General features: G+C 77.2%; 24 protein-coding genes and 1 tRNA gene. 13 read left to right on the top strand and 12 right to left on the bottom strand.

Annotated features, from left to right (window positions below; translation table 11 throughout):
- Nucleotides 1-55 precede the first annotated feature (55 nt).
- A complete protein-coding gene (locus tag ACI79B_RS12020) occupies nucleotides 56-1,795 on the bottom strand; it encodes a helicase-related protein (protein ID WP_456928232.1) in 1,740 nt (579 codons plus the stop codon).
- 307 nt (nucleotides 1,796-2,102) lie between these two features.
- Between ACI79B_RS12020 and ACI79B_RS12015 the strand changes: the two genes are divergently transcribed.
- The 4 genes from ACI79B_RS12015 (at nucleotide 2,103) to ACI79B_RS12000 (ending at nucleotide 6,561) form a co-directional block, all read left to right on the top strand.
- A complete protein-coding gene (locus ACI79B_RS12015; RefSeq protein ID WP_456928233.1) occupies nucleotides 2,103-2,621 on the top strand; it encodes a cupin domain-containing protein in 519 nt (172 codons plus the stop codon).
- Nucleotides 2,622-2,680: 59 nt separating this feature from the next.
- Nucleotides 2,681-2,767 (top strand) — tRNA-Ser (locus tag ACI79B_RS12010).
- A gap of 90 nt (nucleotides 2,768-2,857) precedes the next feature.
- Complete coding sequence (locus tag ACI79B_RS12005; protein ID WP_456928234.1) at nucleotides 2,858-5,416, top strand: EAL domain-containing protein; 2,559 nt, start codon at nucleotides 2,858-2,860, stop codon at nucleotides 5,414-5,416.
- Between the two features lie 104 nt (nucleotides 5,417-5,520).
- The gene (locus ACI79B_RS12000) at nucleotides 5,521-6,561 is read left to right on the top strand and encodes a GGDEF domain-containing protein (protein ID WP_456928235.1); all 1,041 of its coding nucleotides are present in this window, start codon (nucleotides 5,521-5,523) and stop codon (nucleotides 6,559-6,561) included.
- A 35-nt stretch (nucleotides 6,562-6,596) separates the two neighbouring features.
- On the opposite strand, the gene ACI79B_RS11995 is transcribed toward ACI79B_RS12000, so the two are convergent.
- The gene (locus ACI79B_RS11995) at nucleotides 6,597-7,706 is read right to left on the bottom strand and encodes an NAD(P)/FAD-dependent oxidoreductase (RefSeq protein WP_456928236.1); all 1,110 of its coding nucleotides are present in this window, start codon (nucleotides 7,704-7,706) and stop codon (nucleotides 6,597-6,599) included.
- 80 nt (nucleotides 7,707-7,786) lie between these two features.
- Here ACI79B_RS11995 and ACI79B_RS11990 point away from each other — a divergent pair, with 80 nt between their 5' ends.
- Nucleotides 7,787-8,335, top strand: a complete 549-nt coding sequence (locus ACI79B_RS11990) for a mycothiol transferase (RefSeq protein WP_456928237.1) — start codon at nucleotides 7,787-7,789, stop codon at nucleotides 8,333-8,335.
- Here ACI79B_RS11990 and ACI79B_RS11985 read toward each other — a convergent pair.
- Entirely contained in the window at nucleotides 8,332-8,901 is a 570-nt protein-coding gene (locus ACI79B_RS11985) for an LOG family protein (protein ID WP_456928238.1), read from the bottom strand. The genes ACI79B_RS11990 and ACI79B_RS11985 overlap by 4 nt on opposite strands.
- 7 nt (nucleotides 8,902-8,908) lie before the next feature.
- On the bottom strand, nucleotides 8,909-9,367 hold the full coding sequence (locus tag ACI79B_RS11980) for a MaoC family dehydratase (RefSeq protein WP_456928239.1): 459 nt from the start codon (nucleotides 9,365-9,367) through the stop codon (nucleotides 8,909-8,911).
- 92 nt (nucleotides 9,368-9,459) lie between these two features.
- Here ACI79B_RS11980 and ACI79B_RS11975 point away from each other — a divergent pair, with 92 nt between their 5' ends.
- Nucleotides 9,460-9,939 carry an NUDIX domain-containing protein gene (locus ACI79B_RS11975; RefSeq protein ID WP_456928240.1) on the top strand — a complete coding sequence of 160 codons (480 nt, stop codon included), beginning with the start codon at nucleotides 9,460-9,462 and terminating at the stop codon, nucleotides 9,937-9,939.
- 2 nt (nucleotides 9,940-9,941) lie between these two features.
- Here ACI79B_RS11975 and ACI79B_RS11970 read toward each other — a convergent pair whose 3' ends face one another.
- The gene (locus ACI79B_RS11970) at nucleotides 9,942-10,745 is read right to left on the bottom strand and encodes an endonuclease/exonuclease/phosphatase family protein (protein WP_456928241.1); all 804 of its coding nucleotides are present in this window, start codon (nucleotides 10,743-10,745) and stop codon (nucleotides 9,942-9,944) included.
- Nucleotides 10,746-10,876: 131 nt separating this feature from the next.
- Here ACI79B_RS11970 and ACI79B_RS11965 point away from each other — a divergent pair, with 131 nt between their 5' ends.
- The 4 genes from ACI79B_RS11965 (at nucleotide 10,877) to ACI79B_RS11950 (ending at nucleotide 13,651) form a co-directional block, all read left to right on the top strand.
- Nucleotides 10,877-11,668 carry a hypothetical protein gene (locus ACI79B_RS11965; protein WP_456928242.1) on the top strand — a complete coding sequence of 264 codons (792 nt, stop codon included), beginning with the start codon at nucleotides 10,877-10,879 and terminating at the stop codon, nucleotides 11,666-11,668.
- A gap of 34 nt (nucleotides 11,669-11,702) precedes the next feature.
- Nucleotides 11,703-12,593, top strand: a complete 891-nt coding sequence (locus ACI79B_RS11960) for a 1,4-dihydroxy-2-naphthoyl-CoA synthase (RefSeq protein ID WP_456928243.1) — start codon at nucleotides 11,703-11,705, stop codon at nucleotides 12,591-12,593.
- 11 nt (nucleotides 12,594-12,604) lie between these two features.
- Nucleotides 12,605-12,937 (top strand): hypothetical protein, encoded by a 333-nt coding sequence (locus tag ACI79B_RS11955; RefSeq protein WP_456928244.1) that lies wholly within the window; start codon nucleotides 12,605-12,607, stop codon nucleotides 12,935-12,937.
- 117 nt (nucleotides 12,938-13,054) lie between these two features.
- A complete protein-coding gene (locus ACI79B_RS11950) occupies nucleotides 13,055-13,651 on the top strand; it encodes a TetR-like C-terminal domain-containing protein (protein WP_456928245.1) in 597 nt (198 codons plus the stop codon).
- Between the two features lie 27 nt (nucleotides 13,652-13,678).
- Here the strand turns inward: ACI79B_RS11950 and ACI79B_RS11945 are convergent, their stop codons facing one another.
- Both ACI79B_RS11945 and ACI79B_RS11940 read right to left on the bottom strand, forming a co-directional pair.
- Nucleotides 13,679-14,365: a TetR/AcrR family transcriptional regulator gene (locus ACI79B_RS11945; protein WP_456928246.1), complete on the bottom strand. Its 687-nt coding sequence runs from the start codon at nucleotides 14,363-14,365 to the stop codon at nucleotides 13,679-13,681.
- 52 nt (nucleotides 14,366-14,417) lie between these two features.
- Nucleotides 14,418-14,879: a DUF5946 family protein gene (locus ACI79B_RS11940; protein WP_456928247.1), complete on the bottom strand. Its 462-nt coding sequence runs from the start codon at nucleotides 14,877-14,879 to the stop codon at nucleotides 14,418-14,420.
- A 153-nt stretch (nucleotides 14,880-15,032) separates the two neighbouring features.
- On the opposite strand from ACI79B_RS11940, the gene ACI79B_RS11935 reads away from it, so the two are divergent.
- On the top strand, nucleotides 15,033-16,145 hold the full coding sequence (locus ACI79B_RS11935) for an NDMA-dependent alcohol dehydrogenase (protein WP_456928248.1): 1,113 nt from the start codon (nucleotides 15,033-15,035) through the stop codon (nucleotides 16,143-16,145).
- 193 nt (nucleotides 16,146-16,338) lie between these two features.
- On the opposite strand, the gene ACI79B_RS11930 is transcribed toward ACI79B_RS11935, so the two are convergent.
- The 4 genes from ACI79B_RS11930 to ACI79B_RS11915 form a co-directional block, all read right to left on the bottom strand.
- Nucleotides 16,339-17,307 (bottom strand): glucosyl-3-phosphoglycerate synthase, encoded by a 969-nt coding sequence (locus tag ACI79B_RS11930; protein ID WP_456928249.1) that lies wholly within the window; start codon nucleotides 17,305-17,307, stop codon nucleotides 16,339-16,341.
- 81 nt (nucleotides 17,308-17,388) lie between these two features.
- Nucleotides 17,389-19,545, bottom strand: a complete 2,157-nt coding sequence (locus tag ACI79B_RS11925) for a phage holin family protein (protein WP_456928250.1) — start codon at nucleotides 19,543-19,545, stop codon at nucleotides 17,389-17,391.
- Nucleotides 19,542-20,183 (bottom strand): DedA family protein, encoded by a 642-nt coding sequence (locus ACI79B_RS11920; protein WP_456928251.1) that lies wholly within the window; start codon nucleotides 20,181-20,183, stop codon nucleotides 19,542-19,544. Before ACI79B_RS11920 ends, ACI79B_RS11925 begins: the two co-directional genes overlap by 4 nt.
- Nucleotides 20,180-20,989: an MBL fold metallo-hydrolase gene (locus ACI79B_RS11915; RefSeq protein ID WP_456928252.1), complete on the bottom strand. Its 810-nt coding sequence runs from the start codon at nucleotides 20,987-20,989 to the stop codon at nucleotides 20,180-20,182. Before ACI79B_RS11915 ends, ACI79B_RS11920 begins: the two co-directional genes overlap by 4 nt.
- 118 nt (nucleotides 20,990-21,107) lie before the next feature.
- Between ACI79B_RS11915 and ACI79B_RS11910 the strand changes: the two genes are divergently transcribed.
- Nucleotides 21,108-21,365: a hypothetical protein gene (locus ACI79B_RS11910; protein ID WP_456928253.1), complete on the top strand. Its 258-nt coding sequence runs from the start codon at nucleotides 21,108-21,110 to the stop codon at nucleotides 21,363-21,365.
- Nucleotides 21,366-21,427: 62 nt separating this feature from the next.
- Here the strand turns inward: ACI79B_RS11910 and ACI79B_RS11905 are convergent, their stop codons facing one another.
- A complete protein-coding gene (locus tag ACI79B_RS11905; protein ID WP_456928254.1) occupies nucleotides 21,428-21,904 on the bottom strand; it encodes an ANTAR domain-containing response regulator in 477 nt (158 codons plus the stop codon).
- A gap of 342 nt (nucleotides 21,905-22,246) precedes the next feature.
- On the opposite strand from ACI79B_RS11905, the gene glmS reads away from it, so the two are divergent.
- Complete coding sequence (gene glmS / locus ACI79B_RS11900; RefSeq protein WP_457000140.1) at nucleotides 22,247-24,229, top strand: glutamine--fructose-6-phosphate transaminase (isomerizing); 1,983 nt, start codon at nucleotides 22,247-22,249, stop codon at nucleotides 24,227-24,229.
- Nucleotides 24,230-24,308: the final 79 nt, after the last annotated feature.

Below are 24,308 nucleotides of genomic sequence, written 5' to 3'. Positions count from 1 at the left end.
AGAACGCGCCGGGCGCCCCCTCCGGACGGCGGAGGGTGCGCCCGGTGCGTGTTCGTCAGCCGCGGCCGGTGCGGGTGGGGCGCCGGCCCTGACGGGAGCCCGAGCGGGGAGTCCGCCGCCCGTCCCGGCCGCCGGCGCGGGGGTGGCCGTCGCGGCTCCGCCCGCGGGGTGCGCTGCACGGGCGGCAGGTGGAGAACCACGGGGCGATCGCGGTGCCGCACTCGACGCAGGCGCTGGAGCGGCTGACCGCGATGGCGTCGGGCAGGAGCTCGCTGATCGCCTCGGCGCACTCCTCCTCGACCCAGGCGGCGTCGTCGGCGTCCAGGTCCGCGACGCCGGGGAACTGCCGCAGCAGCGCCTGGGCGTCGCGCGCGGCCGCGGCGGCCTGCTCGAACTCCTCGACGCTGCCGCCGACCGGGACGTCGGGCAGCACCAGCTCCGGCCGTACCGGCAGGCCCGCGGCGTGCCGCAGCGCGGCGCGGGCGAGCACGAGCCAGCGGGTGCGCCGCGGCGGCTCGTAGTCGACGGGCAGCTGCACCAGGCGCCAGACGGTGCGCAGGTCGCCGACGGCGCCGAGCGGCCCGCGCAGCAGCGGCAGCAGGGCCCGCACCCGCAGCACCAGCTCGCCGACGTCGTCCGGGGTCATCGCCCGGTCGTGGGTGGCCGTCCGGGCCCAGGACTCCCAGCGGACCAGGGCCTCGGGCAGGTCGGCCGCCTCCGTGGCGCCGAGGTCCTCGAGCTCCGGGCGCAGCCGCGCCCCGCGGGCCGGCAGGTCGCTGACCCGCTCGCCGCGGGCCACCTCGGCGGCGACGGTCACGAGCGCCGCCGACGCCCGGAGCCCGGGCACGCCGGCCAGGACGCCGACCGTCCCGTGCCCGGTCAGGCCGTAGCGGCCGGCCCGCCCGGCGATCTGGGCGGCCTCCCAGCTGCGCAGCGGCCGCAGCTCGGTGCCGTCGAACTTCGTCGTCTCGGCGAACAGCACGGTCGTGGCCGGGACGTTGATGCCGTGACCGATGACGTCGGTGGTGACGAGGACGTCGAGCTCGCCGGTGGTGAACCGCTCGATGACCTCGCGCCGGGTGGCCGGGGGCAGCGCGCCGTAGAGGACGCCCACCTTCCCGGGCCGGTGCCGGTCGAGCTCGGCGGCGACGGCGTAGACGGTCTTGCGGGAGAAGGCGACGACGAGGGTCTGCGGGCGGACGCGCGGGGTGCGCACCGGCGCGTGCAGGACGTCGAGCCGGGACAGCCGCCGGTGGTGGACGACCTCGACGTCGTCGGCGTCGGACACCAGCGGCGCCAGCTGCGGGTGGGCCTCGGCGGCCGAGATCAGGTGCATCTCGCGGTACTCGCCGGTGAGCAGCAGCCGGGCCCAGTGGTGCCCGCGGTCGGCGTCGGTGATCCAGTGCGACTCGTCGAGGACGAGCAGCTCGCCGCGCATCGGCGCCTTCTCCACCGTGCAGCAGAGGATCTCCGCCTGCGGGTGGATCTCCTCCTCGCCGGTGGACAGGCCGACGGCGCCCTCGGGCAGGCCGGCGGCGAGTTTGGCGTAGGCCTCGTGGGCGAGCTGGCGCAGCGGCGCGGCGTAGACGCCCGAGCCGGTGGCGGCCAGCGCCTGCAGCGACTCGTGGGTCTTGCCCGAGTTGGTCGGGCCGAGGTGGAAGACGACCCGCTGCGGCGGGGTCGCGCGGACGGGCAGTTCCGGCGCGGCGTCCTCGACCCACAGCTGCTGGGCGCGCCGCTCGGCGCGGGCGGCCTCACGGGCGGCGTCCCGCTCGGCGGCGCGGTCGGCCGTCATCGGGACGGGGCGCTCGCCGGCGGGGCGCCGCACCCGGCGGCGGGTGGACGGCGGGGGAGCGGTCTCGGGCAGGGGGTGTCCTTCGATCGACGTGCGGGGGCGGGGTCGACGCGACGTGCTCGCGGACCGGGTCGGGAGGACAACACCCTCCGGTCCCGGATCATGCCCGGCGGCGCCTCACCGGAGTCTCATCGGCCTCTCATCCAGGCCGCCGCGCGCCGCCCTAGCGTCGCCCTCCCGCCGACCGGCGGGACCCCGGCGCACCAGGGAGGCCGAGATGCCACGGACGGTCGCGAGGAGGACGAGGGTGGCGGCGATCGGGCTCGGCGCGCTGCTCGCGCCGGTGCTGGCGTCGGGCACGGCCGCGGCGGACCCCGACACTGCCGCCGCGCTCGACCCGGCCGGGCGGATCCCCCCGGCCAGTCCCTCGGCGGTGACCTCGGAGCTGCTGGCCCGCGGGTCCGCGGGGGAGTTCCGGCTCGAGGACGCCGAGGCCGGGATCAGCCTGGACGTCACGGAGCCGTCGGACGTGGCGGTGGTCCGGGCCACCCTGGCGCCACGCTCGTCCACCGGCTTCCACCGGCACCCCGGGCCGTCGGTGGTGGTCGTGGTCAGCGGCACCCTGCAGATGATCGAGCCCGCCCACCACGGCGGCGGCCGCTGCACGCAGGAGACGTACCGGGCCGGCAGCGCGTTCCCGCACCCGTCGGGGCCGCACACCTTCGCCAACCGCGGCGCGGAGCCCGCCGTCCTCGTCATCACCTACCTCGTGCCCGAGGGCGCGAGCCCGGCGCCGGTGCCCGTCGACCCGCCGCCCCGCTGCTGACGCCCCGCGGCGCGGCCGGGTGGGTCCTCCCGGGAGGCCGGGTTAGCCTCGACCTGCCGGGAGGGCTCGCCTAGTGGCCGATGGCGGCGGTCTTGAAAACCGCTATGGGGTCAAACCCATCGTGGGTTCGAATCCCACGCCCTCCGCTCGTGCGCCGATCGGTGCTGCGCACCCCTCCCGTCCCCTAACGTGCCCCTCCGCACGGAGATCCGAGTCGGACCGGTCCGGGGAGTGGCATGAGCGCAGGTGCGGCGCCGGAGGAGCCCGCGCTGGAGGACCCCGCGTCCGAGGACCCGGTCCTCGCGCTGGCCCGCAGTCGACGCTGGCTCGCCGAGGCGCAGCGGCTGGCCGCGATGGGCAGCTGGGAGTGGGACGTCCGCACCGGCTCGGTGACCTTCAGCGACGAGCTGTTCGCCGTCTACCGGCTCGACCCCGCCGTGGTGACGCCGACCTTCGAGATCTGCATGCAGATGGTCCACCCCGACGACCGGGGCCGCGCCGAGCAGGCCATCCTCGCCGCGCTCGGGGCGGGCGGGGTGTTCGACTTCGACCACCGGGTCGTCTGCGGCGACGGCGCGCTCATCTGGGTGCGCGCCCGCGGGTCGGTCACCCGGGACGAGGCCGGCAACGCCGTGCTGCTGGTCGGCACGGCGCAGGACATCAGCGAGCGGGTGGCGATCGAGGCGCGCCTGCAGGAGAGCGAGCGGCGGCTGCTGGAGGCGCAGCGGGTGGCGCGGCTGGGCCGGTGGGACTGGGACGCCGTCACCGACACGGTCACCTGGTCCGACGAGATGTACCGCATCTTCGGCGTGCCGCCGGACGCGCTGGTGCCCACGGTCGAGGGCTACCTGGCGCGGGTGCACCCCGACGACCGGGCCGAGCTGCTGCAGCTGCTCGCCGACGTCCGCGCGGGCCGGGAGGAGTACGGCCTCGAGCACCGGGTGCTGCGCGCCGACGGCAGCACCGGCTGGGTGGCCTGCCGCGCCGCCGTCGAGCGGGACGGGAGCGGCGCGGAGGTGCGCGTCCACGGCACCGCCACCGACGTCACCGAGCGCAAGGCGGCCGAGCTGGCGGCCGCCCGGGCCACCGCGGAGCTGGCCGGGCAGGCCGAGCAGCTGCGCCGGCTCGCGTTCACCGACCCGCTCACCGGACTGGCCAACCGGGCGCTGTTCGCCGACCGGCTGGCCCACGCCCTGGAGGCGCGCTCGCCCGCCGGCGTGAGCGTCCTGCTGGTCGACCTGGACGACTTCAAGGACGTCAACGACGTGCTGGGCCACCAGGCCGGCGACCGGCTGCTGGTCGAGGTCGCCGAGCGGCTCACCCGGTGCGTCCGGCCCGAGGACACGGTCGCCCGCCTCGGCGGGGACGAGTTCGCCGTCGTCCTGGCCGAGGCCGACCACGGTGAGCAGGTCGCCCGGCGCATCGGCGCCGCCCTCGACGCGCCCGTCCGGTTCGGTGACCGGCAGGTGGTGCCCAGCGGCAGCATCGGCCTGGCCCGCAGCACCGGGGGCGAGCACGTGCCCGCCGAGGTGCTGCTGCAGCAGGCCGACATCGCGATGTACGCCGCCAAGCAGGCCGGCAAGGGGCGGCACGCGGTCTTCGACCCGGCCATGTCGACGGCGGTCCTCGCCCGCGCGGACGTGGAGAGCGGCCTCCGCCGGGCGCTCGAGGACGACGGGCTCGTGGTCCACCTGCAGCCGCTGGTCGACGTCCGCGCCCGCGCGGCCACCCGGGTCGAGGCGCTGGTGCGCTGGCCGCGTCCCGGTGGCCTGGCGCTGCCGGCGGACTTCCTGCCCGTCGCCGAGCGCAGCGGGCTCGTGCACGAGCTCGGTCAGAAGGTGCTGCGCACCGCGTGCCTGCGCACGTCCGGCTGGCTGGCGGCGGACCGGCGCCGGTCGCTCTCGGTCAACGTCTCGCCGGTGCAGCTGCGCGAGCCGGACTTCGCGACGGCGGTCCTCGGCGTCCTCGCCGGCACCGGCGTGCGCCCCGGGCAGGTGCTGCTCGAGGTGACCGAGACGGTGTTCCTCGAGGCCGGGCCCCGGGTGGTCGGCCAGCTCGACGAGCTGCGCGCCGCCGGCGTCCGGGTGGCGATCGACGACTTCGGGACCGGCTACTCCTCCCTGGGCCGGCTGCAGGCGCTGCCCGTCGACGGCGTCAAGATCGACCGCTCGTTCGTGCAGCAGATCGGCGACGGCGCCGACGACCAGCCGATCCTCACGGCGCTGGTCACGCTGGCGCACTGCCTCGGGCTGGAGGTCACCGCCGAGGGCGTGGAGACCCGCGTGCAGGCGGCCCGGCTGGTCGAGCTCGGCGTGGACCACCTGCAGGGCCACCACCTCGCCCGTCCGGTGCCGCCCGAGGACCTGGCCGGCGCGGTCGCCGCCGCCGGCGTCGTCCTGCAGGCCGCCGGCGACCGGTCCGCGGGGCCGGGCCGGGAGCCGGTCGCGCTGCTCGTCGCGCCCGACGACGCCCGCAGCCGGGCGCTGCGCGGCGTCCTGCTGCGCGACGGCCTCTCCGTCGCCGCGCCGGGGGTGGCGGCGCGGGAGGCCGACGCCGTCCTGCTCGTGACCGGCCGGGGCGCGGACGCCGTCGACCGGGTGGCCGGGCTGGGCGCCGCGCCGGGGACCGCCGTCCTCGTGCTCTGCGACGACGCCGACCGGGCCACCCGGGCGCGGCTCCTCGCCGCCGGCGCCGACGACGTCCTCGTCGACCCCGGCTGCTGCCCGCCCGGCCTGGCCGAGCGGCTCCGCGCGGCGGTGCGGACGGCGGCCGGCGAGGCCCGCCGGCGCGACTGACCCCGCAGCGGTCCCCGGCGTGTCCCCCGGGACACGCCGGGGAGGCCCTCACTCCTGCGGGTGGGTCGGCTCATCCCGGGGGCCCGTGCTGCCGAAGACGGGGTGTGGCCATCCCCCGGGGACTGCGAGCCCGGCAGCCGCGCGCCGCCGCCCGCTCGCTGGTCCTCGTGCTGGGCATCTCCGCGGGCGCCCTCGCCGCGGTCAACGGCTTCGGCGCGAACGCCGCGTCTCCGCTGACCCTGGCGGCGTGCTGGACCGTCGTCGCCGTCCTCGTCGCGAGCGCCGTCGCGTGCCGTCGTGTCGCGCCCGAGCGGCTCGACCGCTGGGGCGTGTTCCCCCTGCTCGGGGTGACCGGGGTCCTGCTGGTCGCCGGGTTGAACCTCGTGACCGAGGACCCGTCGGCCGGCGCCCAGGCCTTCCTCGCCTTCCCGGTGCTGTGGGCGGCCGCCCACCTCCGACGGGCGGCCGTCACCGTGGTCACGGCCCTGGCCGTGGCGGCGAACGCCACCGTGCTGCTGCACCTGGCGCCGGTCGAGAACGCGGTCAGCGACGCCCTCCTCCTCGGCACCGTGCTCGCCGTGGTCGCCGTGATGCTGGAACGGGCCGGCGCGGTGCAGGAGCGGCTGGTCGAGGCGCTCGAGCAGCAGGCCACCGTGGACACCCTCACCGGCCTGGTCAACCGCCGGGTCTTCGACGACGCGCTCGCCGTCGCGCTCACCGGCCCGGCCGTCGCCGACGGCACCGCCCTGCTCCTGCTCGACGTCGACTCGTTCAAGCAGATCAACGACCAGCACGGTCACCCCGTCGGCGACGACGCGCTGGTCCACCTCGCCGGGATCATCCGGCGGCAGATCCGCGCCGGCGACGCCGTCCTGTCCCGGCTCGGCGGGGACGAGCTCGCCGTGCTGCTGCCCGGCTGCACCGCCGAGGTCGCCGTCGCCCGCGCCGAGTCGGTGCTCGGGACGGTGCTGTCCACGCCGCTCACGCTCCCCGACGGCAGCCTGCTGGCGATGTCGGTGAGCGTCGGGGTGGCGCACGCCCGCGGCGCGGCGGTCGGGATGCGCGAGTTCTACGCCGCCGCCGACCGCGCCCTGTACCGCGCCAAGCGCGCCGGCCGCGGCCGCGTCGAGGTCGCCCCCGCCTGAGGGGCCCGTCTCCCGCGCGCGGGAGGCGGGACGGCTCAGCGCAGGTGCCGGGCCGCGGCCGCCAGGGTGCGGGCGGTGAGCCGGCCGTCGGCCAGGCCCAGCGCCACGACGTCGTCGAACACCCGCTGGTCGGCCGCCGCCGCGCGGAACGCCGCGTCCATCACCTGCGGCCACCGGCTGACCCACGACGCCGCCGACGCCGCCCGGTGGTGCGCGCCCAGCCGCCGCCGCAGCGCCCGCCGGTGCACCGCGCCCGCGGCCGCCCCCGCCGACGCGGCCGCGCCGGCCAGCGCCCCGGACAGCACCGCGTAGAAGATCCCCTCGCCGGTCATCGGGTTGACCAGCGACGCCGCGTCGCCGGCCAGCAGCACCCGCCCGTCGGGCTGCCGCGGCCGGCCGGTGGACAGCGGCAGCCGGTGTGCCCGCAGCCCCGCGGGCTCGACCCCGGGCAGCATCCGGTGCAGCCCCTCCACCAGCGCCGCCCGGGTGGCCCCGCCGGAGACCAGCTCGCCGTAGCCGACGTTGGCCCGCCCGTCCCCGAGCGGGAACGACCACGCGTAGGCCGGCCAGCGCTGCTCGGTCGTCACCAGCACCTGGGTGCCGCCCTGGCCGGGCAGCTCGGGCGCGTAGCCGCGCAGCGCCACCGCCATCCGGTCGTCGGCGTTGCGCGGCAGGCCCAGCGTCCGCCGGACGACGGACTCCGCGCCGTCCGCGCCGACCAGCACCCCGGCGGTGAGCACCCCGTCGACGTCGACGCCGTCGCGCCCCGGCGTCACCCGGCGGACGGTGTGCCGCCGGAACCCCGCCCCCGCGTCGAGGGCCGCGGCGAGCAGCCGGGCGTCGAACACCTCCCGCGGCACCACCGACGACGGCCGGTGCGTGGCCCGCTCCACCGCCGCGCCGCCGGGCGAGCGCAGGGACAGCCGCGGCGCGGGGGCGTAGCCGGCGGTCAGCGCGGCGACGTCGGCGCCCAGCCCGGCGAGCACGTCGAGTGCCTCGGGGGCGATGCCGTCGCCGCAGACCTTGTCGCGGGGGAAGTCGGCCCGGTCGAGGACGAGCACCGAGGCGCCGTCGCGCCGCGCGGCCAGCGCCGCCGCCGCGCCCGCCGGGCCGCCCCCGACCACGACGACGTCCCAGCGCTCCACGGGGGCGACGCTAGGCAGCGCCGCGGCCGGCGGCCAGCCGGCGCTGTCCCGTCCGGCTCGACCGGCGCAGGATGGCCCGCGTGACCGCACCCGACGAGCGCGAGCTGCTGCTGCGCCTGCTGGCCAACCAGCGCACCGCGCTGCGCAACACCCTGTACGGGCTCACCGAGGAGCAGGCGCGGGCGACCCCGACCGCCAGCGAGCTGTCGCTGTCCGCGCTGCTCAAGCACGTGACCCAGGGCGAGCGGGCGAACCTTGCCGGCCGGGTCGGGAGCCGTCCGCACGCGGTGGAGGGCGATCCGCAGGCCGAGTGGATGGCCGGGTTCACCGTCGCCCCCGGCGAGACCGTGGAGGTCCTGCTGCACCGTCAGGCGGAGGTGGCGCGCGAGACCGAGGAGGTCGTGCGCGCCGAGCGCGACCTGGACCGGGTGGTCGCGGTCCCCGACGGCGTGGCGCGCTGGCTGCCCGAGGGCACCGTGTTCACCGTCCGCTGGCTGCTGCTGCACCAGATCGAGGAGCAGGCCCGGCACGCCGGCCACGCCGACGTCATCCGCGAGTCGATCGACGGCAAGGGCGCCTGGCAGCTGGAGGCGGAGGCCCAGGGCATCGCCGCCCCGACCTGGACCTAGGTCGGGGTGGGGGCCCACTTCCGCGGCGGGTGCTCGTAGCCCTCGACGAAGGCGAGCAGCCCGGCCGCGTCGGTCACCACGCCGAGCGCGTCGAGCCGGCGCCGCTCGAGGTAGCCGTCGTCGGCCATGCGGCCCAGCTGGGCCAGCAGCGGTGCCCAGAACCCGTCGACGTCGAGCAGCACCACCGGCTTGGCGTGCAGGCCGAGCATCCCCCAGGTCCAGGCCTCGAACAGCTCCTCGAGCGTGCCGGCGGCCCCGGGCAGCGCGACGAAGGCGTCGGCCAGCTCGGCCATCCGCGCCTTGCGCTCGTGCATGGAGGTCACCACCTCCAGCCGCGGCAGGCCGGGGTGGGCCAGCTCGTCGTCGACCAGGTGCTGCGGGATCACCCCGACCACCTCGCCGCCGGCGGCCAGGGCGGCGTCGGCGACGACGCCCATCAGCCCGACGTGCCCGCCCCCGTAGACCACCCCGACGCCGGCCTCGGCCAGGCCCGTGGCCAGGTCCGCGGCGGCCTTCCGGTGCGACTCCGGCCCGGGCCGGCTGCCGGTGAAGACGGCGACGCGCACGCGGTCGTCAGCCGCCGTAGTAGCGGTAGACCGGCTCGGCGATGCAGACCGGCTTCTCGCCGCCCTCGCGCTCGACGACGGCGGAGAAGGTGAGCTGCAGGCCGCCGGTGAACGGCGTGACGTCGGTGAGGGTCGCGGTCAGCCGCACGCGGGAGCCGACCGGCACCGGCGCGGGGAAGCGCACCTTGTTCAGGCCGTAGTTGACGCCCATCGCGGTGTCGGTGACCACGAGGACCTGCGCGAACAGCGGCACCAGCAGCGACAGCGTGAGGTAGCCGTGCGCGATCGGCCCGCCGTACGGGCTCTCGGCCTCCGCCCGCTCGACGTCGACGTGGATCCACTGGTGGTCACCGGTCGCGTCGGCGAAGGTGTCCACCCGGTCCTGGGTCACCTCGAACCAGTCGCTGGTGCCCAGCTCCCGGCCGAGGAGGCCGGAGACCTCGGCCATCGTCGTCGTGGTCGCCATGCGGGGTGCCTCCGTCGTCGTCGCCGGTCGTCCTCCCGATCCTGCCAGTGCGGCTTCCCGGTCCCCGCGCCGGCTGCGGTTCACTTGTCCGGGTGGCGACCATCCGTCTGACCCCCACCGACGGCTGGACCACCTGCTCGCTGGGGCACCGGCACTGGGGGCGGGCCGGTGCGGCCGGCCTGCTGGTGCACCGCGACGGCGACGACGGTCCCGAGCTGCTGCTGCAGCACCGCGCGCTGTGGTCGCACCACGGCGGGACCTGGGGGACGCCGGGCGGGGCACTGCACCTGGACGAGACGCCCGAGCAGGGCGCGCTGCGCGAGGTCGAGGAGGAGCTCGGGCTGGGCGCCGCCGACCTCGTGCTCGGCGCGCGCTCGGTCGACGACCACGGCGGCTGGGCCTACACGACCGTCCTGGCCCGTCCGGTCGGCGACCTCGACCCGTCCCGGCTGCGGCTCGACGGCGAGAGCACCGGCGTCGCGTGGGTGGCGCTGACCGCGCTGAACCAGGTCACGCTGCACCCGGGGCTCGCCGCCTCGATGGACCGGCTGCGGCCGCTGCTCGCCGCCTGAGCTCAGCCGACCGTCACGGTCAGCGCCCGGTGGTCGCCCACGCCCAGCCGGCGGGCGGCGGCGTCCCGGGCGGTCACCCGGCCCAGCGCGAGCAGGTGGTCCAGCTGCAGGCGCGGCCCGTGCGCCGGGAAGCTCGCCTCCTGCACCAGCGCGGTCGCGCCGAGCAGCCGCGCCGGCAGCCCGCCGGGCAGGTTGAGGTCGCCCGCGACGACCACCGGGCCGGGCAGGGACGCCACCCAGCGGCGCAGCCGCCGCAGCTGCCGCACCGCCGTCGGCGGCGAGAACGACAGGTGGGTGGCGACCACGGTCAGCCCGTCCAGGCAGGCGGCGACGGCGACCCGCGGCTCGTCGGGCACCCACCACAGCCGCGGCCGGCCGGTGGCCGGGTCCGGCGCCCGCAGCGGCAGCCGGGCGCGGCCGGACCCGAGCCCGAGCACCGCCCAGTCCCGCACCGGGCGGCGGACCAGCAGCGCGACGCCGTACGCGGGGCCGTCCGCCGCGCTCTCCGGCCCGCGCAGCCCGGGCGGGTCGGCGGCGGCCCAGGTGCCGCGGAACGGGCTCGGCGTCCCGGTGAGGGTGGCCGCGTGCCGCCAGTCGACGGCGTCCAGCGCGCCGGCGAGCACCGCGGCCTGGTCGGTGCCGCCGGAGCGGGGCTGGCCGGCGTCGACCTCCTGGACGGCGAGCACGTCGACGTCGAGCCCGGCGACCGCCGCGGCGAGCGCGGCCGGGGCCAGCACGCGGCCGTCGGCGCCGCGGCCGGAGGCGAGGTTGAGGGTGCCCACGCGCAGGGCGGCGCCGTCGGGCACGGGTCCGACGCTAGCGGCGGCGGGTCGCCCGTGCGCGGGACTCGGCTGGCCGCGCAACCCCGGGGCTGGTACTTCGTTGTACCGGGAGGTGTGAGGGCAGTCTCACCACCTCGACGGAGAGGGGTCGACCCATGGGCGCGCGGCACCGCGCAACGGAGGACGTCGTCGCAGGGGATAGCGCCGCGGCCGCCGGGCCGGCTCCCGAGACCGCGGGGCAGCGCTTCTGGTGGCGCGCGCTCATGTCCTTCGCCGTCACCGGGATCGTCGTCGCCCCGCTGATGGCCACGGCCGGCACGGACGCCTCCGGGGCCGTGGCCGGCGACGGCGGCACGGGCGTCTACTCCGGCGACCCCGGGGTCGCGCAGCCCTCGACCTACGCCCGGCTGACGCCGTCCTTCGGCGTCCCCGGCACGCCCGACGGCTTCCTCTTCCCGGGCTTCGGGACCCCGGCCGCCTCGTCGCAGCGCGCCGGCGGCGGCTCCGCGTCCCCGGCCGGGCTGACCGGCATCGCCGGCTCGGTCGCGGCCGCGACGACCGCGGCCACCGCCCCCGCCGCCCCCGCGCCCGCCGCCCCGGCCGCCCCGGCGCCCGCCGCTCCGGCCCCGGCCGGCGCCGCGGGCGGCACCCCCGCCGGCTCCGGCTCGTCCGCCGCCCCGGCCCCCTCCGCCGGTGCCCCGGCGCCCACGGTCCCGACGTCCCCAGCACCCGCCCCGGCCCCCGTCCCGACGGCGCCCGCCCCGGCGCCCACGGACCCCGTCGGTGACGCCGTGGGCGGCGTGGTCGGCGGGGTGACCGACACGGTGGGCGGCGTGGTCGGCGGCGCCACCGACGCGGTCGGCGACGCGGTCGGCGGCGCCACGGGTGCCGTGGGCGGGGTCGTCGGCGGCGTCACCGGCGGCGTGGGCGGTCTGGTCGGCGGCTGAGGCGGGGCCGCGGGCGCCCGGATAAGTTCCTGTCATGAGCGCCCGCGACGACGTCTCGGAGATCTTCGACAGCGCCGCGTGGCAGCCGGTCGACGGGTTCGACTTCGCCGACGTCACCTACCACCGCGCCGTCGACGCCGGCGTCGTCCGGATCGCCTTCGACCGGCCCGAGGTGCGCAACGCGTTCCGCCCGCAGACCGTCGACGAGCTGATCACCGCGCTGGAACACGCCCGGCTGACCACCGACGTCGGCTGCGTGCTGCTCACCGGCAACGGCCCGAGCCCGAAGGACGGCGGCTGGGCGTTCTGCTCCGGCGGTGACCAGCGGGTGCGCGGGCGCTACGGCTACGAGCACGAGGTGGGCCGCAGCAGCGGCCGGCTGCACGTCCTGGAGGCACAGCGGCTCATCCGGTTCATGCCGAAGGTCGTCGTCTGCGTCGTCCCCGGCTGGGCGGCCGGCGGCGGGCACAGCCTGCACGTCGTCAGCGACCTCACCCTCGCCAGCGCCGAGCACGCGCGGTTCAAGCAGACCGACGCCGACGTCGGCAGCTTCGACGGCGGCTTCGGCTCGGCGTACCTGGCCCGCCAGGTGGGCCAGAAGTTCGCCCGCGAGGTCTTCTTCCTCGGCGAGGAGTACTCCGCCGAGGACGCGCACGCGATGGGGATGGTCAACCGCGTCGTCCCGCACGCCGAGCTGGAGCGCACCGCGCTGGACTGGGGCCGGCGGATCGTGGCCAAGAGCCCGACCGCGCAGCGGATGCTCAAGTACTCGTTCAACCTGATCGACGACGGCCTGGTCGGCCAGCAGCTGTTCGCCGGGGAGACGACCCGGCTGGCCTACACGGCCGAGGAGGCCGTCGAGGGCCGCGACGCCTTCCTGGAGAAGCGCGACCCCGACTTCTCCCGCTTCCCCTGGCACGTCTGAACGGAGGACCCGTGATCGTCGAGGTGGTGGGCGGCGCCGACGAGCGCCCCGAGGTGCGGGTCGTCGACACCGACGACCTGACCAAGCTGCACCTGGCTCTCGGTCAGGTGACCGACGAGGAGGCCGACGAGGTGCTGCGCGAGGCGGGCCTCGGGCGGCTGCAGGACGACGGGACCGGCCTCCTCGACGCCGCCGCGCTGCGGGCCGCCGCCGAGCCCGACGCGGACGTCGCCGACTGGGGCGAGCGCTTCGACCGGATGGTCGAGCAGGCCCGCGAGCACGGCTGGGTGAGCGACGACGGCGCCACCCTCCAGGTCCACGTCGAGGGCGCCGCGGGCGCGTGAGAGACGGATCCCGGCGGTCCGGTCGGGTGACGATACGGCCCCGGTCGTTGTGGTCACTCCACTGACAGGCCAGGATGTGACCGTGCGCAACCTGATGTCGTGCGAACGAGTTCGCTCGTGAGCGGCACCCCCGGCCGCCCGCTGAGCGCCGAGCTGTCCGAGCAACTGGTCGCCGTTGCGGTCGACATCCTCGCCGACGAGGGCTGGGGCCGGCTCAACAGCGACCGGGTGGCGGCCCGGGCGCGCGCGGGCAAGGCCGGCATCTACCGCCGCTGGCCGTCGATGGCGGCGCTGGCGAGGTCGGCGGTCAGCCGCTTCACGCTGGTCCACGCCCCCGAGGACGAGGGCTCCCTGCGGGCCGACCTGGTCGCCCTGGTCGCCTCCTGGCGTCGGCCGCTGTCCCGCGAGGAGCGGGCCGTGGCCAGCCTCGTCGGTGCCGCCCGGCACGACGAGGATCTGCGCGCCGGGCTCGAGGCCGCCCTGGTACGCCCGCTGACCGAGGCCGTCGACGTGCTCGGCGAGCGCTGGGCCGCGCGGGGCGACGAGGTGCCGGCCGACCGGCTGGCGCTGCTGCGCTCGGTGCTCGAGGCCTTCTGGTGGCAGCGGCTCACCGTGGCCGGCGACGGCGGGATGGTCGCCGACCGCGTCGAGCAGGTCGTCGACGACGTGCTGCTGCCGATCGTGGTCCCGGCCGCGGAGCCCGCCCGCCGCTGAGGCGGGGCGGACGGTCCGGGGAGCGGGTCAGACGGCGCGCAGGGCCCGGGCGGCGTCGTCCGCCATCATCGAGCCCACCACGCCCGCCTCGTAGCCGGTGAGCAGCCGAGCGGCCAGCTCGCGCGCGGTACCGGCGACCTCCGCCGCCTGCTCGGGCGCGGGCATCGGCGAGCGTGGCTGGGTGATCAGGATGCGCGTGACCGCCAGCCAGGTGGCCGCGACCACCGCGGCCGTCGTCCGCGGGTCGGCGGGGGCCGGGCGCTCGGCGCACGGGCCGGTCCAGGCCTCGACCAGGGCCTCGCTCAGCCGGGCCTCGGCCGTGTGGTGCAGCTCCCGCTCGGAGGCCTGCAGCGCGGGGGAGCGGTCGAGGTCGGCGACGGTGCAGCGCCCGGTCGGGTCGGCCAGCCGCTCGACGAAGTGCCCCACCGAGTCGACCAGGTGCTCGCGCAGCGCGGTCAGCGCCGGCACCCCGGCGGGCCGCTGCCGCACCGCGGCCGCGGGCCCGTCCACCCACGGCGTCCGGTCGGCCCAGTAGAGCTCTTCCTTCGTCGTGAAGTGGTTGAAGACGGTCTGCACCGCGACGTCGGCCGCGGCCGCGACGTCGGCGATGGTCACGGCGTCGAAGCCGCGCTCGGAGAACAGTCGCTGCGCCGTCTCGCGCACGTGCGCGCGGGTGAGGGCCTTCTTCTGGGCCCGACGGGACTGATCACTCACGGTGCGAAGGGTAGCAACGCTGCGTTGCCGGTCTCGCCGAAACGGAACGACATCATCCGGTCGGGGCGTGCCGCCAGTCGTCGGCCACCGCCCCCGCCCACGTCTCCACCAGCACGGTCAGGTCGATGACGTCGAGGTCGGCGGCGACGTCCGCGATCGTCGTCGTCCACTCCCGCGGGCGGGCCGGGAGCGGGCCGGCCGGCCCGGCGCCGAGGGCCGCCAGGGCGGCGCGCAGCGCGGGCGGATCGGCCGGGTCGGGGTGCTGGGCGGCGTAGGCCGCCTCGGCCAGGACGAGCGCCGGGGCCGGCGCCCCGTCGGGGGCCGGGTCGTCCCGGAGGCCACGGACGGTCTCCTCGAACAGCCGGGTGCAGGCGGCCGAGGCGCCCGGCCGCGCGGCGGGCTCGCCGGGCAGCGGCACGAGGACCGACCCGCAGCCGGGGCAGCGGGTGGTGGGCCGGGGGGTGCCGGTCCCCGTGCCGGGGGCGGGCGGGGCGGCGGGCCGGAGAGCGGGCACCCGGCGATCCTGCCGCACCCCGGCCGGGGACGGTGCGGGGAACCGCACGTGGCACCGGGTGCCACCCCGCCGTCGGGGATCGTCGTCCCGTGGGGTTGGCTGCACGACGGCGGCCGCGCGGGCGGGCGCCGGGCCAGAGGAGGGCCGGGACCGGTGAGGACCAGGGGAGCGGTGCTGCGCGAGGCGGGCACCGAGTACGAGATCGTCGACCTCGAGGTCGTGGACCCGGGTCCCGGCGAGGTCCTCGTCGAGATGGCCTACGCCGGGCTGTGCCACTCCGACGAGCACCTGCGGCACTCCAACCCCGGTGGGCGGTACCCGATCGTCGGCGGTCACGAGGGCTCGGGCGTCGTCCTGGCGGTCGGGCCCGGCGTCACCTCCGTCGCGCCCGGCGACCACGTCGTCACGAGCTTCCTGCCCGCCTGCGGGCACTGCCGGTACTGCGCCACCGGCCGCTCCAACATCTGCGACAAGGGCGCCACCATCGCCATCGGGCAGCTGCCCACCGGCACCTACCCCTTCCGGCTGGACGGCGAGCCCCTCGGCGGCTTCTGCATCGTCGGCGCGTTCGCCCGGCACACGGTGCTCAGCGAGTTCTCCTGCGTGCGCATCGACCCGCACCTGCCCCTGGACACCGCGGCGCTGCTCGCCTGCAGCGTCCCCACCGGCTGGGGGTCGGCGGTCTACTCCGGCGGCACCCGCCCGGGCGACGTCGTCGTGGTGGTCGGTCTCGGCGGGGTCGGCGTCAACGCCGTCCAGGGCGCGGTGCACGCGGGCGCGACGCACGTGATCGGCGTCGACCCGGTGGCCATGAAGCGGGAGTTCGCGGAGACGCTGGGGGCCACGCACACCGTGGCCGACGCCCGCGACGCCGCACAGCTGGCCCGCGAGCTGTCCCGCGGCACGGGTGCGGACGTGGTCGTGGTGACCGTCGGGAAGATGTCGGCCGAGGTGATGGCCGGGGCGTCGGCGTGCCTCGGCAAGGGCGGCACGCTGGTGCTCACCGCGCTGGCCGACCACCCGCGCGAGGGCCACGTGGACCTCAACGGGCAGATGACCACCGTGTTCGAGCACCGCGTGCAGGGCTCGCTGTTCGGCTCGTGCAACCCCTTCCGCGACATCCCGATGCTGGCGCGGATGGCCGAGGAGGGGCGGCTGGAGCTGGGCCGGCTGGTCACCCGGCGGTACGCGCTGGACGAGCTGAACCAGGGCTACCGGGACCAGGCGGCCGGCGAGACGGTCCGGGGGCTGCTCGTCCACGGCTGACTGCGGTCGCCGCACCCGGGGGCGGGGCAGCGCCCCGGGTGGTCGCGGGCGCGGGCGGCTGTCCCGCGCATGCTCGTGCTCTGCCCACACCTGTGTGCAGAGCACGAGCTCCCGACAGGGGGATCCCGCGCTCCCTCGCGCTCTGCCTACACCCGTGTGCAGAGCACGACTGCCGACAGAACCCCCCCGAGGGTCAGACCGCCCCGGCCCGGGAGGCCCGGTACTCGGGGACGGTCACCATCGGCGGCCGCTCGTCGACGGCGACCGGCGTGCTGACCGGCAGGAACCCGCCGCCGTCGGCGCGGAACTGGGTGAGCAGCCCACCGGCGCCGGGCCGCCCGCTGCGGGCCAGCACCGCGGAGACCACCTGGCCGGCCATCCGGCCCAGCGCCTCCTGGTCCTGCGAGGTGTGCCGGCGCACGCCCAGGTCGACCTGCGCCAGCCCGTGCAGACCTAGCAGGCCGAGCAGGTCGACCAGCAGGCCCACCTCCACGCCGTAGCCGGAGACGAACGGCACCTGCTCCAGCGCCTCGCGCCGGCCGGCGTACTCCCCGCCCAACGGCTGCACGAAGCCCGCGAGCTCCGGCCACAGGGCGTTGAGCAGCGGGCGCGCGGTGAGCTCGGTGACCCGGCCGCCGCCGGCCTGGGTGACGCGGCCGTCGACCTCCAGCGGCCGGGTGTAGCAGCCCTTGACGTAGCCGACCTGCGGATCGGTCAGCAGCGGCGCGAGCAGCCCCGGCACGTAGTGCGTGACGTCGCCGAGCAGGTCGGCGTCGAGGAAGACCAGCAGGTCGCCGGTGGTGGCCGCGAGCGACTTCCACAGCGCCTCGCCCTTGCCCGGCCGGCTGCCGTGCGCGGGCAGCACGTCCGCGGCCGCGACGACGTCGGCCCCGGCGGCGCGGGCGACCTCGGCGGTGCGGTCGCTGGAGTCGGAGTCGACGACGAGCACCTCGTCGACCAGCGGGACCAGCCGGACCCAGTGCTCGACCAGGCCGGTGACGAGCCCGCCGACCGTGGTCTCCTCGTCGCGCGCGGGGAGGACCAGGCTCACCCGGTGGCCGCCGCGGCGCTTGGCCCGCAGCAGGCCGAGCACGTCGACGTCGGCGACGGAGCGGACGGCGGACGTGCGGCCGGAGAACCAGGCGGCGGCGTCGGGTCGCATCGCCCCACTGTCCCGGAGCCCTCCGGCCCGCCGCCACGGGCCCGGCCGGTGTTCACGGAGCCGTAGCCAGGCGTTCCGCCGTCAGACGCGGCTGGCGTTCCGGAGGGCCGCGGGGCTGTCCGGTCCCACCTGCGCGCCGGCGCCGTCGGGCTCCGGGTGCCCGAGCTCGGTCAGCCAGCCGCGCAGCACCCGGTGCAGGTGCTCGGCGCCGACGATCTCGCCGGGCGGCGTCAGGACCCGGGGGTGGGCGAGGAACCCGCGCTGCTGCGGGCCGCCGAGCCCGCCGTGCGACCCGACGTGCGGCTCGAAGGGCGAGGCCTCGTCGGTGTCCGGGTCGTAGCGGCTGTTGACCACGACGTCGGGGCAGTGCGGGAACGTGGACACCCGCGCCACCAGCGCGGGCGCGTGCTCGCCGTAGACGGCCAGCGGGTCCTCGCCGACGACCACGCCGGTGGCCAGCCGGTGCAGGCCGTCGCGGCCGAGGACGACCGGCCCGTGCTCCTCGGAGTGCACCAGCACGAAGCCCACGCCGTCGTGGTCGACCAGCGCCGGCAGCAGGTCGGGCCAGTGGTGCTCGATCTCCTCCAGCGGCACCCGGCCGGGCAGGTCGGGGAAGGAGACACCGGCGGTGTGGCCGGAGACGACGACCACCACGCCCGGCGCCACCCGCGCCACCCGGCCCGGCTCCCCGGACGGCGTCCGGTGCGCGTGCTCGCCGGCGCCGGCGGCCACGACCCGCTCGCGCAGGCGGCGGGCGATGAACCCCGGCCCGGACGCCACCTCGGCCAGCGCGCTGGTCACCTGCCAGCCCTCGGCCGCGCGGCGGCTGTCGCGCGGCTCGGGTCCGCGCCGCCCCGGGTCCGGGGTGCCGCCGCAGTGCCGGCCGACGAAGGACTCGATCGTCTCGCCGAACCGCTGGGCGAAGGCCTCGCCCTGGGTCTGGCCGTGGTCGGACAGCAGCACCACGTGGTACGGCCGCGGGGCGAGCTCCCCGGCGCGGGCCAGCCGGCCCACCTGCTGGTCGATGCTGCGCAGCACCTCGAGGGTGTCGAAGCGCTCGACGCCGCTGTGGTGGGCGACCTCGTCGTAGCCGAGGAAGTCGGCGTAGACGGCCGGGCGGCCGGCCATCATGTCCTCCAGGACCGCCGCGACGACGACGTCCCGGGCGATGACCGTCGTCCCGGGCCGGGCCAGCGGGTAGATCCCGCCGCGGCTGACCCGGGGCCGCACGTCCCGGCGCCGCTCGCTGGCGGCGGCGACCACCTCGCGGTAGACGTCGACCAGCGAGACACCGATGGTGCGGACGGCGTTCACCGGGTTGGCGAAGTAGGCGTAGTAGCCGGCGCCCACCCGGTCGCGGCCGCGCCGCGCGCGCCGGCTCCGCCGCGGCACCACGACGGCCAGCGAGCTCATGGTCAGGCTGACGTGCGGGGCGTCGCCGGTGAACAGGTTGCCGCGGCTGGCACCGTCGCCGGCCAGCAGCCCGCGGCCGTCGGAGTGCCGTCGCTCCACCTCGGCGGCGTCGGCCGGGTGGGAGACCGCGACGACGTGGTCGCGGTCCTTCTCGTAGTAGCGGAACCCGAGGACGTCGTGGTTGGAGCCGTGCAGGATGCCGCAGACCGAGGCGCCGGTCTGCGAGCTCCAGTCGGTGTGCCAGGAGGTGAGCGCGTGGCTGCCCGACCGCAGCCACGCGGCCAGGGTGGGCATCGACCCGTCGCGGACCGCGCGCCGGACGGTGTCGGCGCCGAGCCCGTCGATCTGCAGGAACAGCACGCCCGGCGGGCAGGGCCCGGCCGCGGAGGCGGAGCCGGCGCGGCGGCGGGCGCGGCGGAAGAAGAGCTCGTCCTCGTCGATCGCCAGCGCGCTGCTCACCACCGCCGTCACCGCCGCCATGGCGACGACGACCAGGGTGGCGGTGCCCAGGTCGGTGACCACGACGCCCGGGATCGCGAAGGAGACCGCGAGCACCCCGGCGCCCAGCAGCAGGAAGCTGCCCAGGCCGAGGGTGAACAGCGCGAGCGGCAGCGCCACGCGCATGACCAGCGGCCAGACCACGCCGGCGAGCAGGCCGAGCAGCAGCGCGGTCAGTGGCGGCTGCCACCAGGCGGGCATCGCGAAGCCGGCGAGCCAGCGGTCGAGGACGACGAGGGCGAGCGTGGTCAGCAGCCAGGTGAGCAGCACCCGGGCCGGTGCGCGCCCGCGGCCGAGCACCCGTCCGCGCTGGTCCGGCCGGCTCACGCGGGGCCGCACGACGTCGGGCTGCCCTCGTCCTCCGGCTGCCGCTCCGGCTCGGCGGAGCGCCGGCGGCGGGACCCGACCAGGTTGAGCACCGCGCCGACCACGAGGACCAGCAGCGTGGCCACCAGGGTGGCGATCAGCGGGCTGTCGAAGATCCCGCCGCTGGCCACGCCGAGCAGCGCGTAGGCGACCGCCCACAGCGAGGCGGCCAGCAGCGAGGCGGGCAGCAGCCGCCGCCACGGGTAGGCCAGCGCGCCGGCGGCCAGCAGCACGGGGATGCGCCCGGCGGGCAGCAGCCGCCCGGCCACGACGATCTGCCAGCCGTGCCGGCGGAACTGCCCGCGGACCTCCTCGATGCGGTCGGCGTGCTGCCCCCGCGCGACCCAGCGCACCGCGGCCGGCCCGCCGAACCGGCAGACGGCGAAGGTGGTGACGTCGCCGAGCCAGGCGGCGAGGGCGGCGACGACGAGCACCGCGACCAGGTTGAGCTCGTGCGCGGTGACCGCGAACGCGGCGGCGGCGCCGACCAGCGGCCCGGTGGGCACCACCGGGACGATCGACCCGAGCAGCACGCCGCCGAACAGCACCGGGTAGCCCAGCGACCCGTCGGTCCAGGCGGCGGCGAGGGTGGTGCTCATGCCGCGTCCGCCACGGCGGGGAGCGCGACCGGCCGGCCGGGCTCGGGGACGACGACGGTGGTGGGCAGCCGGCGGCCGGCGACCGCCTCGGCGAAGGCGAGCGGCGGCTCGGTCAGCAGGCGGCGGTAGCGCCCGGCCAGCCCGGGCAGCGCCGTGCCGCCGCGGACGGCGAGGGTGCCCCAGTGCACCGGGACGGCGACCTGCGGGCGCACGCGCGCCACGGCCTCGGCGGCCCGCTCGGGGTCGAGGTGGCCGGGGCCGAGCGTGGGACCCCAGCCCCACACGGGCACCAGCGCGACGTCGACCCCGCGGTCGCCGATGCGGGTCATGCCCTCGAACAGGTCGGTGTCGCCGCAGGCGTAGACGCTGGAGCCGGCGCCCTCGAGCAGGTGCCCGACGGCGACCGTCTCCGGGCCGTGGGTCAGGCGCGGGCCCCAGCGGTGGCCGCTGTGCACGGCGGGGACGGCGGTGACCCGGAGCCCGCGGTGCACCAGCGACTCCCCGGGGGCGAGCTCGTCCACCCAGCGGACGCCGCGCGAGCGCAGCCACGCGCCGGCGCCGCGCGGCACGACCACGCGGGCGTCGTCGTCCAGCAGCCGCAGGCTGGGCAGGTGCAGGTGGTCGGCGTGCAGGTGGCTGACCAGGACCAGGTCGGCGCCGGCCCAGGCGGCCGGGGGCGGGAGGGGGGCGACCCGCCGCAGCGGGCCGAGGGAGCGGGTGAGCACCGGGTCGGTGAGCACCGTCGACCCGGCCAGCTCGACGCGGACGGTCGAGTGGCCGATCCAGTGCAGCCCGGGACCCTCCACGCGGCCAGTATCGACCCGGGGGCCGACGGGCCCGCGGACGCCGTCCCCCGTCCGGGGAAGCCGGCCCGGCGTGCCGCTCCGGGTGCGGCGGGGACGGATGCGTTCCACCATGCGTCCCATGACCTCAGCGGGGGCCCCGGGGTTGCCACGACCGGCGCAGGACCTGTCCGGCGAGCTGCGGCGCATGGCGCTGCACCTGGAGACGGCGGCGGTGCTGGAGCTGCGGGCGGAGCGCACCACCGACCCCGTGCAGGGGGCGGTGCTGCGCCGGCGCGCCGATCAGCGCCGCCAGGAGGCCGCGCGGCTGCGCGAGCAGCTGGCGGCCGGGGGCATGGCCCTGCCACCACGCGACCGGCCGACCACCCCGGGCCCGTAGCCCGCCCGTCCAGCCTGCCGACGGCGACCTCCGCATCGTCCCGGCCGGCCTCGTGTCGCGCGCTACTGCTCCCCGGAGGGCACGGACCCCGCCTGCTCCTGTTCGACCGCGTCGAGTGCGCCGTGTGCCGACGGCGCGCCGTTGTTCTGGTGTCCCGCGACGGTCAGGCGCCGCCGCACGCACTGGGAGGTGATCTCCCCGGCGACGTCCCGCACCTTGCGGCGGTGACGTTGGGCCAGCTCGTTGAGGCGCTCGAACGCCTGGTCCTCGTTGATCCCGTACTCGTGCATGAGGATCCCCTTGGCCCGTTCGATCACCGGGCGTGAGGCGAGCGCCTCCCGGAGCTGCGCCACCTCCCGTCGCAGGGCCGCCACCTCGCCGGTTCGGTCGGCGGCCACCTCCTGTTCGAGCAACCGGGTGATCGTCTGCCGGACCTCGGCCAGGAGGCGCTGCGTGGGTTGCACGCTCTCCTCGATCGCGTACAACAGGTTCTCCGCGAGGTGCAGGCCGTCCTGCCTGAACAGATGCTCTTCTCGCATGGTCCGACTGTCGCCCCTCGCCGGGGTGGGGACCAGGGTCCACGGGCTCCGGTCGTGACGGCTCGCACCCTGGCTCGCGGAGCGTGTCCTCCCGACCGCGAGAGGCTACGGGGGACGAGCGCGCCGCAGACCCTTACACACGGTGCCCGCAACTGCTAGCTTCGCCGCCGCGCGGGCCCTCAGATCCGGGACCGGCCCGAAGCGACCGGCGCTCGAGACCTGAGCGCGGCGCAGAACGGCGCACGGGGGTCGCTGCACGCACGGGGGTCGCTGCAGCCGACGCCGTCATCCGCCGCGACCGGGCCGGTCCGGGCCGCAACCGCCACCAGGTGGTCCGTCCGGGTGCTCCCCGGCCGGTCCTGGGGCGCTGCTCCTCTGCTCCGCAGGCGTTCTCTCGGTGTCCTCCGTGCCCGCGCCCCACCGCGCCGGTCGCCAGCCGGTCCGTCGGAGCGCCTTCCCGTTCCCCACCCGCGGCTCCGGACGACCGGTCCGCGGACCCGCCGACGACATCGGAGGTCCACCGTGTGCGGCATCGTCGCCTGTCACCGTCCGAGGGGGGCGTCGGCCTTCCTGGTGGACGTGCTGCGCCGCCTGGAGTACCGCGGCTACGACTCCGCCGGGGTCGCGCTCAACGACGCGGCCGGGAACGGCCCGAGGGTGATCCGCACGGTCGGCCGGGTGGCCCGCCTGGCCGCGCTGATCCAGGACGAGTGTCCGATGGCGGACGCCGGGACCGGCATCGGGCACACCCGCTGGGCCACGCACGGTGGGGTCTCCACCGGGAACGCCCACCCGCACACCGACTGCACCGGCGCCGTCGCCGTCGTCCACAACGGCATCGTCGACAACGCCGTCTCCCTGCGCGGCGACCTCGAGGCCCGGGGGCACGTCTTCTCGTCCACGGTCGACAGCGAGGTCGTCGCCCACCTCGTCGAGGAGCGGCTCGCGGAGACGGGCTCCCTCCCGGCGGCCGTGGTCGCCGCCGTCCGCTCCCTGCGCGGCACCTGGGCCCTCGCCGTGGTGGCCGGCGGCTCCGACTCGGTCGTCGTGGCCTCGTACCGCTCTCCGCTGGTCGTCGGGTCCAGTGAGGACGGGCACGTCGCCGCCAGCGACGTCACCGCGCTGGCCGGCACGGTCCCGATGGTCAGCGTGCTCTGCGACGGCGACGTCGTCGTCCTCGGTGACGAGGTGACCTGGCTGGCCCCCGACGGTCGCGAGCAGCCCCCGCGGGCATCGGTCCGGCTCGAGTGGGCCGCCGAGGACGTCGAACGCGGCTCCTACGACGACTTCATGGAGAAGGAGATCGCGGAGCAGCCGACGGTGGTGGGGCGCCTCCTCGAGCGCGTGCTGCCCGGCGTCGCCGACGGCGGGTTGTGGCGCGGACTGCGCGTGCCCGACCCCCGCCTGTTCCGCTTCGTCGCCTGTGGGACGTCGTTGCACGCCGCACAGGTCGTCGCCCGCACGTTCAGCACGCTGTCGGGCTGGCCCTCCGAGGTCGTCGTCGCCTCCGAGTACGACGAGACGGTGACCGGACGCTCGGACCGGTGGCTGCTGACGGTGGCCGTGTCCCAGTCCGGTGAGACGACGGACGTCCTGCACGCGCTGGAGGACGTGGGCGGACCGGTCCTGGCCATCACCAACCGGCCCGCCTCCACGCTGGCCCGCCGCAGCGATGCCGTCCTCGAGACGGGCTCCGGGCCCGAGATCGGCGTCGCGGCCACCAAGACCTTCACGTCCCAGGTGGTCGCCGGGGTCGCGCTGGCGCTGTCCCACGCCGCGGCCACCCGGGCTGCGACCCCGGCGCAGGTGGCCCGGCTGGGCCTGCGGCTGGGCGGGCTGCCGGGACGCCTCGAGGCTGCACACACGGCCGCCTTCCCCGTCGCGATGGCGCTCGCCGACGAGCTGGCGGGGCAGAGGTCCTTCTTCTACGTCTCCCGTGGCGCCGGGCTGCCCTACGCCGCAGAGGGGGCGCTCAAGCTCAAGGAGATCACCTACCGCAACGCCGAGGCGCTGCCGGCGGGCGAGTTCAAGCACGGGCCGATCGCTCTGGTGGAGGCGGGCACGCCGGTGCTGCTCCTCGAGAGCGGCGACCCGACCCGGCTGGCCGGCGCCGCCGCCGAGCTGGCCGCCCGCGGCGCCCGGATCATCCGGGTGGGCAGCGGCGCCACCGACACGTTCCCGGTGCTGCCGCCCGGCCCACCGCCGGTGTGGGGACCCCTCGAGGGCGTCCTCGCCTTCCAGCACCTGGCCCGCTGCCTGGCGGTCACCCTCGGCCGCGACGCGGACAAGCCGCGCAACCTCGCCAAGTCCGTGACCGTCCTGTGAGCGTGCTCCCGGCCCCGGGATCCACGACGTGCCGGGAGGTGTGGCCGACGGTCGCGGGTTCCGGGTCGGAAGTGCCGCA

The sequence above is a fragment of the Geodermatophilus sp. SYSU D00879 genome (genome assembly GCF_054050375.1).
The sequence above is the reverse complement of the archived record's forward strand: the minus strand, read 5'-3'. Positions and strand labels throughout refer to the sequence as shown.

Excerpts from the sequence above, each read along its gene's own strand:
- ACI79B_RS12020 (WP_456928232.1), bottom strand. The coding sequence starts at position 1,795 with ATGACGGCCGACCGCGCCGCCGAGCGGGACGCCGCCCGTGAGGCCGCC.
- ACI79B_RS12005 (WP_456928234.1), top strand. The coding sequence starts at position 2,858 with ATGAGCGCAGGTGCGGCGCCGGAGGAGCCCGCGCTGGAGGACCCCGCG.
- ACI79B_RS11980 (WP_456928239.1), bottom strand. The coding sequence starts at position 9,367 with ATGGCGACCACGACGACGATGGCCGAGGTCTCCGGCCTCCTCGGCCGG.
- ACI79B_RS11965 (WP_456928242.1), top strand. The coding sequence starts at position 10,877 with ATGGGCGCGCGGCACCGCGCAACGGAGGACGTCGTCGCAGGGGATAGC.
- ACI79B_RS11960 (WP_456928243.1), top strand. The coding sequence starts at position 11,703 with ATGAGCGCCCGCGACGACGTCTCGGAGATCTTCGACAGCGCCGCGTGG.
- ACI79B_RS11930 (WP_456928249.1), bottom strand. The coding sequence starts at position 17,307 with ATGCGACCCGACGCCGCCGCCTGGTTCTCCGGCCGCACGTCCGCCGTC.
- ACI79B_RS11920 (WP_456928251.1), bottom strand. The coding sequence starts at position 20,183 with ATGAGCACCACCCTCGCCGCCGCCTGGACCGACGGGTCGCTGGGCTAC.
- ACI79B_RS11910 (WP_456928253.1), top strand. The coding sequence starts at position 21,108 with ATGACCTCAGCGGGGGCCCCGGGGTTGCCACGACCGGCGCAGGACCTG.
- ACI79B_RS11905 (WP_456928254.1), bottom strand. The coding sequence starts at position 21,904 with ATGCGAGAAGAGCATCTGTTCAGGCAGGACGGCCTGCACCTCGCGGAG.